This is a genomic window from Streptomyces melanosporofaciens (genome assembly GCF_900105695.1).
GTDB lineage: Bacteria > Actinomycetota > Actinomycetes > Streptomycetales > Streptomycetaceae > Streptomyces > Streptomyces antimycoticus.
In genome coordinates, this window is sequence record NZ_FNST01000002.1 from 9,974,365 (window position 1) to 9,988,289 (window position 13,925).

Genomic DNA, 13,925 nt, shown 5'->3' on the forward strand with positions numbered 1-13,925 from the left:
GGTCCGGACACTCCTGTCGTTCATGGGATACGTGCCGGATAGGGCTCTTGGCCCAGCATGTTCGCGGAACGCGCGCCGCGCAGCGGGAGCGCGATCAGCAGGCCGAGGCAGATCCACACATAGGCGTTGCTGCCGAGGAAGCCGTCCACCCCGGTGGAGTCGAACCGCCACAGCCACACCACGCTGCTGCAGAGGAGCACGTACACCACCGCACAGACCCGGAGCAGCAGCCTGCGCCGGGCCGGTGGCGCGTCCGGGCGCAGCCCGCTGTCGACGAGCACCGCCAGGGCCGGAATCAGCCACGCCAGATGGTGCACCCAGGTGATCGGGCTGATCAGACAGGCGGCGACTCCGGTCAGCGCGAATCCGGCCCGCTCGTCCCCGACGGCCGCCGCCCAGCGCACCCGGCGCGCCCAGACGGCCAGCACGGCGAGCACCCCGAGCCCCCACACCACCCCGCTCGGCGGAACCGGGTCGACCAGCCTGGCCAGCACCCCTTCCCACGACTGGTTGGAGACGTAACTGAGCACACCGATCCGGTCGGTGTCCCACAGCGCCTCGGTCCAGTAGACCCGTGAGGCCCCCGGCGCCACCGCCAGGGCGAGCAGGGTGGCGGCCGCGGCGGTGGCCGTGGCCGTCGCGGCGGCGCGCCACCGCCGGGTGATCAGCAGATAGCCGATGAAGATCGCCGGGGTGAGCTTGATGGCGGCGGCCAGTCCGATACCGCAGCCGGCGAACCGGCCACGCCCCGTGGACAGCAGCCAGGCGTCGAAGAACACCAGTACCAGCAGCAGCAGATTGACCTGCCCGAAGCTGAAGGTGTCCCGCACCGGCTCCAGCAGGGCGAACAGACAGGCCGCCACCACGAAGGCGAACCACTTGTTCCAGCCGTGCCGGCGGACGATCGGGCCGATCAGCCAGGTGAGCAGGGTGGCCGAGGCCGCCACGTTGAGCACCATGCTCAGGGTGATCGCGGCCGGCCAGTCGAACAGGGCCATCGGCAGCATGCACAGCGCGGCGAAGGGCGGATAGGTGAAGCCGTAGTCGGCCCCGTCCGCGCCGGGGATGGTGAAGTCGTAGATCCGGCCGTCCCGCAGCCAGTGGCCCACGGCCCCGTAGTAGACGTTCAGGTCGAACCAGTCCCGGTGCAGCGGGACGAAGGCCAGGAAGAGCCCCACCGCCACGGTGAGGGCGAGCGCCAGTACCAGCCGTCCGCGAGATGTGGTGGGCCCCGTCATGCCGAACGCTCCGATCGGTGGCCGCCGTGGACGGCGGAGAGCGGGGTGCCGGTGGCGAACCCCGGTGCGTGCCGTGCGCACCACAGCGCGCACACCGCGAGCACGCCCCCGCACACGGCGAACGTCAGCTGCCGCGAATCCGGGGCGAACCCGTTGGGCAGCACGGCCAGCGTGAGCACCCCGCTCCCGGCCACCACCGCCTTGCGCACCGTTCCGCCCGGCCCGGCCGCCGCGATCACGAACAGCCCCCACAGCACGTACCAGGGCCGGATCGCCGGGCCCAGCACCGCCACCGCTATCAGGCTCAGGCCCAGCGCGTACACGGGCCGGGGGCGGGGTGGACGCAGCCAGGCGATCCCTATGGCCACGGCGGTGGCCAGCAGCCCCAGACCGTGCCACGCGGGCGCGGCCAGCGGAGCCAGACCGCTGCCGACGGCCTCCAGCAGGGCGCCGGTGGCGCGGCCGAGCGTGCTGGTGAGCGCCCAGTTGTCCGGTGAGGCCGGGGTGGTGAGCGCGGAGATCCAGCCGTAGCCGGTGCCGGTGACGGCCGTCGCCACTCCGGTGGTGGCCAGGGCCAGCGCCCCGGTGGCCGCCACGGCGCCGACGCGGCGCCTGCGGCCCTCCACCCGGCGCACCCACAGCGTGGCCACCGCCAGCAGCCCCAGCGCGGCCGGACCCTTGACCAGGGCGGCGAGCGTGACCAGCACCGCGCCGCAGGCCGGCCATCGGCCCGTCGCGGCCACCAGCCCGGCCCCGAGCAGCCCGAGCATCACGGCATCATTGTGCGCCCCGCCCACCAGATGCAGCAGCAGGAGAGGATTGAGCGCCCCCAGCCACAGGGCGGCGCTCGGGTCGGTGCCGCAGCGGCGGGCCAGAACGGGCAGCGCCAGAACCATCACCGCCACCCCGAGCAGCGCGATCAGCCGCAGCCCGATCACCCCGAGGGACGGCTCGGCGCGCGAGGCGTGGGCGACGGCGGATTCGAAGGCCAGCGAGACCGGGCCGTACGGCGTCGGGGTGTGCTGCCACACCGGCGCCACCTGTTCCGCCAGCGGCCCGCCGAGCCGTATGGGGCCGTGGGTGTAGACGTCGATCCGGGCGTGCACCATGGCGCCCTGGGCGAGATAGCTGTACACATCCCGGCTGAACAGCGGCGGCCCGGGCAGCAGGGGAGCCGCCCAGGTGGCGAGCGTGAGCAGCAGGGAGCGGGGGCCGGGCGACCGCGGTCCGCGCACCTCGCGCCCCAGCAGCCACCATGCCGCGATCAGCAACACCAGCCCGAAATAGGTGCTGATCAGCCCGAGCGCCTCTCTCGCGGAGTCAGGGGTGAGGGCGTCCCCCACCGGCAGCGCTCCGGCCGCCGCCCCGCCCGCCGCCAGGGCCACTGACCCAGCGAGGCCGAGAAGCCGGCAGTGACCCGGAGCGACGGCGACACCTTGGACGAGAACACGACGCAGCACCACGCCAGGGTCGCGAGAGCGCATGGCCGGAAATTGACGTCGCGGTCACCGGAGACTGGCCGAGAGGTGTCGGCCGGGCCACACCGCGGGCGGGGTGGGCAGGATCGATGTCCACGGTGCCCGGTCGACCACGAGTTGACGCAGTTTGCGCAGCTCGCACGGGCTGTTCCAGCCGAGCACCCCGACCACCCGGCCCCGGTGCCCGTAGGCCACGACGAAGTGGCCGCCTTCGAGCTCGCCGTGGAGCACGGCGAGTTCGGCGTCGGCGGGGAATATGCCGTACGCCTGGATATGGGCGTCGTACTGGTCGGTCCAGAAGTACGGCACGGGGGCGAACGGTTGGCCCTCGCCGAGCACATTGCGGGCGACGGCCTGGGCCTGTTCCGTCGCGTTCAGCCGGTGTTCCAGCCGCATCCGGCAGCCGAAGTGGTCGTTGTGCCATGAGGCGACATCACCGGCCGCGTAGACACCGGGCGCGGCACGGCAGGTGGGATCGCATTCGACACCATTGCCCAGCTCCAGTCCGGATCCGGCCAGCCAGCCGATCGCCGGGGCGGCGCCGATGGCGACCACCACGACATCGGCGTCGAGCAGCGTGCCGTCGGTCAGCTCCAGACCGGTCACCCGGCCGCCGGACTCGAAGAACCGCCGCACCCCGGTGCCGCAGCGCATGGACACGCCGTTCTTCGTGTGCAGCCGCCCGACGAGACCGGCGATCCGGTCGCCGAACTGCCGCCGCATCGGCACCGGCCGGGGGTCGATCATGGTGACGTCCAGCCGCATCCTGCGGGCGGCCGCCGCGGCCTCCGAGCCGAGGAAGCCCGCGCCGACCACCGCCACCTTCACATCGGGCTTGTGGCGCAGATCGGCGCGGAGCGCGAGGGCGTCGTCGAGGGTGCGCAGCAGATGCACCCCGGCCAGATGGTGGGCGCCGGGGAGGCTGTTGGGGGTGACGCCGGTGGCGATGACCAGGGCGTCGTAGGAGACGCTGTCGCCGCCCTCCAGCACCACCCGGCGGGCGGCGGTGTCCAGACCGGTGGCGGACCTGCCGAACAGCAGCCGAGCGTCGAGGTCGGACAGCTCCTCGTCGGTGCGCAGCTTGATCCGGTCCGGCTCCCAGGTGCCCGCCAGGATCTGCTTGGACAACGGTGGCCGGTTGTAGGGGGTGTGGGGCTCGTCGCCGATGAGGGTGAGCCTTCCGTCGTATCCCAGGGTGCGCAGCGTGACGGCCGCGGTGAGCCCCGCGACCGAGGCGCCCACGACCACGACGTTCCCCGGTGTGTTCACGCGTCGGCCAGGGCGATGGCCAGGGCGGGGCAGACGGCGGCCGCTTGACGCACGTCGTCGTGCAGTTCCGCCGGCGGGCGATCGTCGAGGAGGACGGCGACACCGTCCAGGTCCCGCTGGTCGAACACGTCCTGGGCGGCGAGTACGCACTGCCCCGAGGCGACGCATTTGTCCTGATGCAAGGTCACCTGCATGGCGTTCTCCGGCACTGGGGGATCAACGGAAGGCGGTTACCAGACGAATGTTCGGTAACGGGCGGAAGGGAGGCTAGTTCTCCTGCGTACCCAGCACAACACGCTCCGCAAGAAGCTGGCCACGCAGCGAGACATATGAGCCTGGCATGTGCACCCCGGGCAGGCCGTCCGGCCGACCCGGGGAGGCTGTCCAAACCACCAGGTCACACCCGGGTATCCGGGTCGCGGACCGCCGTTGCGCGAGGTGGGGCATCAGCGCCTCACATGGCGGAAATACGCAGGTTACGAAAGTTCCGCATAGCTCACGTACGGTTCGAAGAGGCCCACGATTTCCACCTCACGGAGGATCCTTGCGCACGCTGCCCACACCGCCCGACTGGCTGACGCACCCCCTGCGCGGGGAGCGGGCGCTGCGGGACCCCATCCCCTGGGCGGCGGTGGCCCGAGGAGCCCTCGGCGTGGGACCGGTGGTGGCCGTCGGCGTGGCGTCCGGGCATTTGCCCTTCGGGATGCTCGCCGGGCTGGGGGCCATGTTCGCCCATGTCAACGACCGCCCCGCCACCCGCGCCACCCGGATCGTGCGCATCGGCCTGCCCGCCCTCGCCGGGACCGTCGGCCTGCTGACCGGGGCCTGGCTGGGCACCCTGGGCCTCGGGATATGGATCGCGCTCGCGCTCGCCGCCGTCGGACTGGTCTCCGGCGCGATCAGCGCCATCGGGCCGGTCAGCTCCGCCGCCGGGGTGCAGCTGATGGTGCTCGCCGTGGTCGGCGCGGGCATGCCCGTCCCGGTGCCCCCGCCGGTCAAGGCGGGCCTGCTGCTCATCGGCGCCGTATGGGTGATCGCGATGGCCACGCTGCTGCCACGCGTCATCCCCTCACGCCAGACCGCGCCCTCCGATGAACGGGAGACGGTGGCCGCCGTATACGACGCCCTGGCCGACCTGATGACGGCGGTCGGCACCGACGGCGGCCAGGCCGCCCGGCGCCGGCTGACCGCCGCCTACGACGTCGCGTACGAAGCCCTCTACGCCCACCGGCTCCCCCTCCACCGCCTCGACGAGGAGGAGCGGCGGCTGCGCGACCGGCTGGCAGTGGCCGGAGCACTCAGCGAGGGCGTCCTGACCCTCCTGTGGGAGAACGAGCCGGTGCCCGACCGCATCGCGCGCACCCCCGCCCAACTGGCCCGCTCGGTACGGACCGGACTGCCACCGGGCCGGCTGCCCGCCCCCGTACCCGACACTGCGGGCAACGTGGCCATGCACCGGGCCGTGCTGCTCGCCGCCCGGGTCTTCGACGGCGAACCGGCGCCCCCCGTCGGCGCGGTCGTCCCCGGCCACCGGCAGCGGCTGCGCCGCGCGCTGGGCCCGGCGGGCCGGGAGTACGCCGCCCGGGTGGCCCTGTGCGTGGGCGTCAGCACCGTGCTCGCCCAGCAACTGCCGGGCGAGCACTGGTTCTGGCTCCCCGCCACCGCCGCCTTCCTGGTCAAGCCCGACATGGGCCCGCTGGTCTCCCGGGCCGTCTCCCGCGCGCTCGGCACCGCGGTGGGCGTGGCCGTCTTCGGCGGGCTCGCCACGCTGTTCGGTCCCGGCGCGGGCGTCACCCCTGATGCGGGCGCCCCCGCCATCTGGCCGGTCGTCGTCGCGGCGGTCTGCTCCGCGCTGATCCCCGTCTCGGTACGCCACTTCGCCCTGCAGACCGCCGTGCTCACACCGCTGCTGCTCTCCCTCGTCTACCTCGGCGGCGACACCGACCCCGGGTTCACCCGGCTCACCGACACGCTGCTGGCCTGCGGTGTGGTGCTGGCTGCCGGGGCGCTGCCCGGGCTCGGCGGCCCGCGCGCCCAGGTATCCGTGCGGCTCTCGCTCGCCGTCCGCGCCACCCGCGACCACCTGGACCGGGTGCTGACCGCCGAAGCGCCGTACGCCACCCGGCTGCGGCTGCGCCGCGAGGCATACCGCGCCCTCGCCGACGCGCGCAGCGCGGTGGAGGTGGCCAGCGCCGAACACCCGCCCTTCGGCCGGGACCTGGCAGCATGGGCGCCGGTGGTCTTCGCCCTGGAGGAGATCGTGGACGCGGCCACGGCCTGCGGCGTACGGCTCGATCAGGGCGCCCCGCAGCCCGAGCCCGCCCTCGCGGCCCGGCTGCGGGCCGCGCTGTCCGACCTGGCCGACGCCGTCGCCGCCCGCCGCCCCCCGACGGACCTCGTCCTGCCCGCGGGGGCGGCGGTGGGAGACTGCGCGACCCTCGCCGATGTCACCGCCGGGCTGCGCAGGGCCCGCGACCTGGCGGCGGGCTGACCCCGCTCACGGGGCGGCCGCGGATGGCGCGGCGCGCACGCGGTACGCCGTCCTGCCCCGCGCACCTCGAGAACACACGTCGCCGCCGCGCGGCCGTCGCACCGACGGCTTGGTGGGCGCGGTTCCGCTCGGGGCGCGCTCACTCGGGCCGGGCCCGCGGGACGTTCCAGAGGTGGTGCATGGCGTACGAGCGCCAGGGCCGCCAGCCCTCGGAGTCCTCCAGATGTGCCCCGGCGCCGCGAGCCCCGGCCAGTACGGCGACATCCGACTCCAGCAGCACATCGGGGTCGCTCAGCGCCCGCATCCGGACGTAACCGGCCGTCCAGGGGCCGATGCCGCGCAGCCCCAGGAGCTCCTTCTCGGCCCGGTCGCGGTCGGCCCCGGCGTCCAGCCGCACCGTGCCGTCCGCGAGCGCGGTGGCGAGCGTGCGCAGCGTGGCGCGTCGGCTCTCCGGCATGCCGAGCTCGGTGAGCGGCGCCTCGGCCAGGTCCTCCGCACGCGGGAAGAGATGCGTGAGCCCGCCGTCGGGCCGCGCCAGGGGCTTCCCGTACGCGGCGACCAGCGCGTCGCCCAGCACGCGCCCGGCCGCCACCGAGACCTGCTGGCCGAGCACGGCGCGCACGGCGAGTTCATGGGGGTCGGCGGTGCCCGGCGACCGCAGCCCCGGCCGCGCGCCCACCAGGGGCGCGAGCGCGGCGTCGGCGCCGAGGCGCTCGGCGACCGCGTATGGATCGGCGTCCAGGTCGAACAGGCGCCGAATCCGCTGAATGGCGGTGGTCAGATCGCGCAGCTCGGTCAGGCGCAGCCGGCACTCCAGCCAGCCGTCACCCGGCCGTTCGTCGATCTCGACGATGGCGCAGGCGACCGGCAGCCGCAGGGTGCGGCGGTAGGTCCGGGTGCCTGGGGCGCCCACCATCTCCTCCAGGCCGGTGAGGGCACGCCGGGCGAGATAGTCGAAGACCTGCGTGGTGTCGTACGAACCGCGGTAGGCGAGCCGCAGCGGCACCCCGGCCGTCCCGCCGTTCGTCCCCAGCACCCCGCCGGTGGCCACCCCGGGCCCGGACAGGGAGGACTTCGCGGGCCGGGCGGCACGCAGTTCTGTGGGGGTGGCGGCATATATCTCGCGCAGCGTGTCATTGAACTGCCGGACGCTGGAGAACCCGGCCGCGAACGCGATCTCCGAGGCCCGCAGGGGGGTGGTCTGCAGCAGGATCCGCGCGGTGTGGGCGCGCTGCGCGCGGGCGAGCGCCACCGGCCCGGCGCCGAGCTCGGCGGTCAGCTGCCGCTGCACCTGCCGGGCGCTGTAACCGAGCCGCGCCGCGAGCCCGGCCACTCCCTCGCGGTCCACCACCCCGTCCCCGATCATCCGCATGGCGCGCCCGACGGCGTCCGCCCGCGCGTTCCAGTCGGCGGAGCCGGGCACGGCGTCCGGCCGACAGCGGCGGCAGGCCCGGAACCCCGAGCCCTGCGCGGCGGCCGAGGTCGGGAAGAACCGGACATTCTTGCGCCGGGGCGTGGTCGCCGGGCAGCTCGGCCGGCAGTAGATCCCGGTCGTGGCGACACCGAAGAAGAACTCGCCGTCGAATCGCGCGTCGCGGCTGCACACCGCCTCGTACCTGCTGTCGTCGCTCATCACACCTCCACTGTGCGCCCTGGCAGGGGAAGCGCGCTGGCGGAAATCGGACATGACGCTCCCGGGCCCGTGGGCGTGGGGGAGAAGTCATCCGCCAGTGCCTCCCTGACCGGATCACCGGCCGAGGCCCAGTGCGGTTAACGGCCCGGCACGAGCGCTTCGACCGGAGTCAGCTCCACCCCATCTCGGTGTAGAGGCGCCCCGCCCTGATCCCGTCGATCGCGGCCCGGGTGTAGGCGACGGTCGGCTCCGGCAGGCCGATTAGTGGCCACCAGTCCCAGCCGACGCACGTGTCCGGCTCCAGGAGTTCCGGCTCGCCCCGCCACCGCCGGGCGCGGAGGACCATCTGCGCGGCTGTGTGCCGGGAGCGTCGATGAGGTGGATGGCATGCGCGAACTCCACGTCCCCGGGCTCGATCACCAGACCGGCTTCCTCCTGGGCCTCCCGGATCAGGAAGGCGACGGCGGATTCCTGCTCGCAGGGGCCGGCCAGGAAGTGGTAGGTGGATGGCGCGTACGCCGAGTCGGGGTGGCGAAGCCCGAGCAGGACCTTGCCGTCGCGCTCCAGATACAGATGCACGCCGACGACATGGGGGACACCCGCCCGCCGCGGCGAGCGTCGGGTGCCCGCCGGGGTGCCGTGGGCGCGGGGACGGCGGCGTCCGCCTGGTTGAGCAGCAGCGCGGCCGTCTGACGCGGGTCGGCAGCAGTCGTGGGCATGGGGACCGCCTTCGCATACGGAGGGGAGCGGGGCAACAGAAGGGAACGGAGCCGGGGTGTCACCGGCAAGGGAGCGACTCGACCTGGTGGCACATGGATCGGACAGCGTGGCGTTCGGACATGTGCTCGGATCAACGAGTGCCCCGCATCGCGTCACGGCTCTGCGCCACCGCCAACTGCCCCTGGGGCCGGACCGGCGGGCGCTGCTAGAGTCGGCAACGTGACTGCCGGGTCGGCCACGGGCCACGCACGAGTGAGGCGCCCGGCCTCGGCGTGAGTCCGAGGCGGGCCAGAGGCCCGCCCTTTCCTCCGTGTCATTCCTCCCGGCGCCCGTACGTGGCGCCGGTTCCAGCGGATTCCACGATGCGGAGACACACCACAGATGCCCCACCAAACGCAGCCCCAACACGACTCCGAGCCCCAGGCCACCGTCGTTCAGCTGAATCACACCGCCGTCTACGCCCCCGACCGGCAGTTGTCCGCCGAGTTCATCGCCGCGATTCTGGGGGTGGAGGTCGGCGCCCCGTTCGGCCCGTTTCTGCCCGTCGATCTCGGCAACGGCGTGACGCTCGACTACTACGAGAAGCGCGACGAGCCGATACAGCCGCAGCACTACGCGTTCCTGGTGCCCGATGAGCAGTTCGACGCCATGATCGCCCGCCTGGAAGCGGTCGGTGTCACCTACTTCGCCGACCCCGGCCACACCGACCCCGGACGGATCAACCGTCTCTTCGGTGGCCGTGGCGCGTACTTCGACGACCCCGGCGGCCACAACATGGAGATCATCACCCGGCCCTATATCCGCCCCTAGCCACGGGGGAGTCGGCCAGCGGTGGCGCGCCCGAAAGGGCGCCCCGCCGGGGTGTACACCCGCGCTGCGCCTGCGTCACCATGTGCGGGGGGATGCGTAAGGGGGAGCGCATGCAGGGCGAGCCGGTGGCGCGCAACGAGTTCTCCGGTACCGCGCACACGGTGATCCAGGCGCACACCATCTACGGCGGAATCCACTTCAACGACGGTCGCCGCCCGGTCACCGGCCTTCAGCTCGCAGGTCAACTGCTGCTCGCGGGCTGCTCGGTGGCGGCGGGCGCGAGTCTGTTCGCCCTCAGGGCACGGGACGACGGGGACGCTTCCGCGCTGCCCGGGCTGATGCTCGGGCCGGCGGCCATGGCGCTGGCCACGGTGGGCGTGTGGCTGGCCGTCCGTGCCATCCTGCGCCACCGGCGCTCCAGGGTCCTGTGGGGCGACCTCTCCGGCCCGGAGCTGAACGCGGCGGCCGACCGGCTCGCGAGCGCCGTACGGGAGCAGTCGGGCCGTGAGGAGCGGCTGCGCCGCCTGCAGGATCCGGCGCCGATCCCGGTCCGTTGGGACACCGCCGCCCAAGACCTGATCGACCACCGGGAGAACATCACCGGCGGCGGCCCGGTCGCTCTCGGCGGGCGGTTCGAGGAGATCGCCGATGTGCTCGACCGGGTGCCGTCGGGCCGGCTCGTCGTACTCGGCCCGGCCGGTACCGGGAAGTCCGTGCTCATGGTCCGTCTCGCACTCGACCGCCTCGAACGCCGCGCCCCCGGCGAGAGGATCCCGGTGATCCTGCCCCTCGCCACCTGGCGGCCCCAGGCCCAGCCCGACTTATGGGAGTGGGCGGCCGAACTGCTCGGCACGCGATACGCCTCGGTGGCCACAGGCACCGCCTCCGCCCGCGACATCGCACGCGAACTGCTGCGCACCGGCCGCCTGTTGCCCATCCTCGACGGATTCGACGAACTGCCCGCGGCGGTGCGGCCACAGGCCCTGCGCACCCTGAACGGAACTCTCGACCGGGCCGCGCAGATCGTCCTCACCAGCCGCGAGGGCGAATACCGCGACGCGGCGGGGGAGGCGCGCCTGCTCACCGGCGCCGCCGCAGTCAGCGTGCGGCCGCTCACCCGCGCCGACCTCACGGCCTATCTTTCCCGCACCGCCGCCCCGTCCCCCAGAGCCGACAGCTCCTGGCGGCAGGTGCTCGATCCCCGCACGACCGACCCGGCGCGCGCGGCGCGGGCCCGGGTCCTGGGCGAGGCGCTGGCCACCCCGCTGATGGCGTCGCTGGCCCGCAAGGCGTACAGCGACACCGGCCGGGACCCGGCCGAACTGCTGGACCCCAGCCGCTTCCCCGGACCCGCGGCCATCGAGGCACACCTCCTCGACCAGTTCGTGCCCGCCACCTACGACGCCTCCCTCGCCGCCGCGAGCCCGGGGCGGCACTGGGACGCCGAGGACGCACGCCGCTGGCTCACCTTCCTCGCTCGCCATGCCCGGACCCTGGGCACCCCGGAGGTGACCTGGTGGAGCCTGCCACGCGCGCTGCCGTGGCCGGTACGCCACGCGGCGGTGATCGCCGCCATGGCGATGGGCCTGGTGGCGCTGGCACCCACCGGCTACAGCCGGCCCGTTGAGGGGCCGCTGGGCATCGGTTCGCCGCCCCTGCTCGCCGTAGCGGTCCTCTTCGGTGTGATCGCCGTCATCGACGACGCGGTGGGCACCCCGCAGCCCCGCGCACTCACAACCCGTGGCCGGATACCCCTCCTCCTGCGGAGAACGGCAGCCGTCGTCCCGATCGCGGTCTTCGTGGTCATGGCCGCCACGGCGGGGGACCCGCGGTCGTCGCTGTACGCGGTGGCCCCGCTGGTATTGCTCGTGGGTGGCGCGGTCTGGCAGGACACCGCCGACCACGCCCTGGCCCGCAGTCCGCGAGCGCTGCTGCGCTCGGACCGCCGGACCGTACTGGCACTGCCCGGCACACGCGCCTTCACAGACCCCCGCCATGCCTGCGCCGTGGCGCTGTGCCTCCTGTCGCCGCTGGCGCTGTTCCTGAGCCAACAGATCACGACGAACTACCCTCCGGGTGTGACGCCCCCCGCCCACAGCGAGGAACTGGTCACCGGCGGGGACTGGTTGCTGGCGTGCCTGACCGGCGCGGCGGCATTGCTCCTGTACGGATTCGCCTTCTCGGCGTGGGGGAAGTTCGCCATCGCCAGACTCTGGCTGGCCGCGACCGGCCGTCTCCCCTGGCACCTGATGGAATTCCTGGAGGACGCCTGCCAACGTGGCGCTCTCCGCCAGTCCGGCGGTGTCCTGTCCTTCCGGCACCGCACCCTCCAGGACCGGCTGGCGCCACCCCGGCCGGGTCCGCCGACCTCCACCCCGAAACCCGATGCACCCTCGCCGTGGCAGGTGATCGTCCCCGCCCTGTCCCCGATCGTGCTCTGCCTGATGCTGCCGGGGCTGATCATCACACTCAACACCCCGGACGACGAACGCTACCGGTCTGTCCCCGAAGCCTGCGAGCTGCTGGACCAGCACCTTGCCGCCCGGGCCATACCCCGACCGGAAGCGACGACCCGAGAACCTTTCAGCAACGGGGAGTCCCGCTGCTACTGGTCCACCGACGGCGAGATGATGCCCAGGGTCGACCTGGTGGTCACGATCGGGCGGGCGGAGGCGGGTCAGAGCGCCGTCCAGGAAGCCGTGATGGTCTTCCGCAGCGCGGACACCATCAGCGGAGAACACGCTCGGGGTCGCAGGTCAATGCTGGGCCTCGGGCAGGAGGCGGTCTGGTGGCGGTGGGACGGCGGTGGTCAGGTGCTCGTGCGCCAGGACAACATCGTCCTCAACATGGACATGCACGGACCCGCCGCTGACACACGGCTGCCCGCCTTCGCCGAGGAGGTGCTGCACCGGGCGCTGACGAAAGCCCGGCGCAGCAGCTGACCCCTTCAGGAGCGCGCGTCGGCCGGGCTCGCATCGAGGACGACCTTTGGCTTTTCTTGCGTTTCCCTCGCCGCCGCACACCTAGCGTTCCCATGAGTGCGAGGGAATGCCACCCCTGGCCTGCACATGTTCCGGAGGCCCCTAGACTGTCTCGCAATCCTCACGTTGATCGGAGCACGACATGCGTCGCCTTGCCCTTGCCCTCCTGGCATGTTCAGCCCTCACACTCGCCGGGTGCGCGCAGGACTTTGACCGGGGCCCTGATGGCACAGTCAGCGACAAGGTCAAGGACGGGAAGAAGTTCTACTTGGTCGTCGATCCGGCCAAGGGTGGCGACGAGAAGAAGTTCCGGGTCAGCAAGTACGACTACCACGACTGCAATCGGGGCTCGAAGTACCCCAAGTGCGTTGATGACTAAGGGCTGTTGAGCCTGAGCGTATTCACTGTCGGCCCTGACACTCCGCCCGTGTGTCGGAGCCGACTGCCATTGCCGGCGCTTTTCTGCCCTGCCCGGGAGGGGCGGTGCAGTGCCGGTTCCTACGTTCGCCGCGGGGGTCGGGTCCCTCAGGTGAGCATCTCGGCGAAGCGCCGCGCGAAGAGGTAGGCGTCGCCGGGCCAGCGGGCGGACAGGTATCGGCCGTCCTGGACGACGAAGGCGGGGGCGTCGTCGGTGGCTGTGCCGCGGCGCCGCAGTTCGATGGGTCCGCGTTCGAACTGGGTGGGGTCGTTCAGGGCGGCGACGACCTCGTCCTGGACGTAGGCCGGATAGGTGCGGTAGTAGCGGCCGCGGCGCCAGGCCGTGAGGTAGTAGGCGGTCCGCTCCATGTACGCGGGCAGGCAGGTGGTGCGCCGGTCGGCGAGGACGCTGCGGCCGGTGGCCGGGTCCTTGGTGCGGGCCAGGGCGAGGACGCCGTGGCAGATGGCGCCGACCGGGCGGTCCAGTCGCCAGAACTCCGCGATCTTCTCTCGTAGGACGTCGGAGCCGAGGTACTGGCGCATCCCCGGGGCGTGGCCGCCGGGCAGGATCAGCCCGTCGTACGCCTCGGGCTCGAGGTCCGCCCACGCGAGGGGATGGCGGAAGGCGGTCGCGTCGGTGAGCCGCCGGTAGAACTCCTTGGGCTCGGGCTCCGCGCCGAGTTGCCCGAAGAGCACTCCGGTGATCAGCAGCGGATCGGCGGCCGGCGGGCCGTCGCCGTGTTCGGTGGCGATCACCACCTCATGGCCGAGGTCGGTCAGGAGCTTCCAGGGCACGGCCACCTCGGTGACGTCGAAGTCCCGGTCGGGCAGCGGCAGGAGAATACGCACGGGGACTGCCTACCACAGGGGCCCCGGCCGTCCGGAGCC

The 13,925-nt window shown here is 73.0% G+C and carries 10 protein-coding genes; 3 read left to right on the forward strand and 7 right to left on the reverse strand.

The window, feature by feature from the left end; translation table 11 throughout:
• Positions 1-20: 20 nt before the first annotated feature.
• The 4 genes from BLV72_RS45005 to BLV72_RS45020 form a co-directional block, all read right to left on the reverse strand.
• Entirely contained in the window at positions 21-1,238 is a 1,218-nt protein-coding gene (locus BLV72_RS45005) for a glycosyltransferase 87 family protein (protein WP_093469724.1), read from the reverse strand.
• Positions 1,235-2,623, reverse strand: coding sequence for a polyprenol phosphomannose-dependent alpha 1,6 mannosyltransferase MptB (mptB, locus tag BLV72_RS45010; protein ID WP_093469726.1), 1,389 nt, complete (start codon positions 2,621-2,623; stop codon positions 1,235-1,237). The genes BLV72_RS45005 and mptB overlap by 4 nt, the downstream gene beginning before the upstream one ends.
• 120 nt (positions 2,624-2,743) lie before the next feature.
• Positions 2,744-3,985 (reverse strand): NAD(P)/FAD-dependent oxidoreductase, encoded by a 1,242-nt coding sequence (locus BLV72_RS45015; RefSeq protein WP_208905951.1) that lies wholly within the window; start codon positions 3,983-3,985, stop codon positions 2,744-2,746.
• Entirely contained in the window at positions 3,982-4,179 is a 198-nt protein-coding gene (locus tag BLV72_RS45020; protein WP_059148697.1) for a ferredoxin, read from the reverse strand. Before BLV72_RS45020 ends, BLV72_RS45015 begins: the two co-directional genes overlap by 4 nt.
• Positions 4,180-4,529: 350 nt before the next feature.
• Between BLV72_RS45020 and BLV72_RS45025 the strand changes: the two genes are divergently transcribed.
• Entirely contained in the window at positions 4,530-6,476 is a 1,947-nt protein-coding gene (locus BLV72_RS45025) for an FUSC family protein (protein WP_093469728.1), read from the forward strand.
• Positions 6,477-6,615: 139 nt separating this feature from the next.
• Here BLV72_RS45025 and BLV72_RS45030 read toward each other — a convergent pair whose 3' ends face one another.
• On the reverse strand, positions 6,616-8,109 hold the full coding sequence (locus BLV72_RS45030; protein ID WP_093469729.1) for an AlkA N-terminal domain-containing protein: 1,494 nt from the start codon (positions 8,107-8,109) through the stop codon (positions 6,616-6,618).
• 261 nt (positions 8,110-8,370) lie between these two features.
• Positions 8,371-8,688: an NUDIX hydrolase gene (locus BLV72_RS45035; RefSeq protein WP_244321336.1), complete on the reverse strand. Its 318-nt coding sequence runs from the start codon at positions 8,686-8,688 to the stop codon at positions 8,371-8,373.
• Between the two features lie 522 nt (positions 8,689-9,210).
• On the opposite strand from BLV72_RS45035, the gene BLV72_RS45040 reads away from it, so the two are divergent.
• Both BLV72_RS45040 and BLV72_RS45045 read left to right on the forward strand, forming a co-directional pair.
• Positions 9,211-9,639: a VOC family protein gene (locus tag BLV72_RS45040; protein WP_093469731.1), complete on the forward strand. Its 429-nt coding sequence runs from the start codon at positions 9,211-9,213 to the stop codon at positions 9,637-9,639.
• 110 nt (positions 9,640-9,749) lie between these two features.
• A complete protein-coding gene (locus BLV72_RS45045; RefSeq protein ID WP_093469733.1) occupies positions 9,750-12,581 on the forward strand; it encodes an NACHT domain-containing protein in 2,832 nt (943 codons plus the stop codon).
• Between the two features lie 564 nt (positions 12,582-13,145).
• Here the strand turns inward: BLV72_RS45045 and BLV72_RS45055 are convergent.
• On the reverse strand, positions 13,146-13,886 hold the full coding sequence (locus BLV72_RS45055) for a type 1 glutamine amidotransferase domain-containing protein (protein ID WP_093469734.1): 741 nt from the start codon (positions 13,884-13,886) through the stop codon (positions 13,146-13,148).
• Positions 13,887-13,925: the final 39 nt, after the last annotated feature.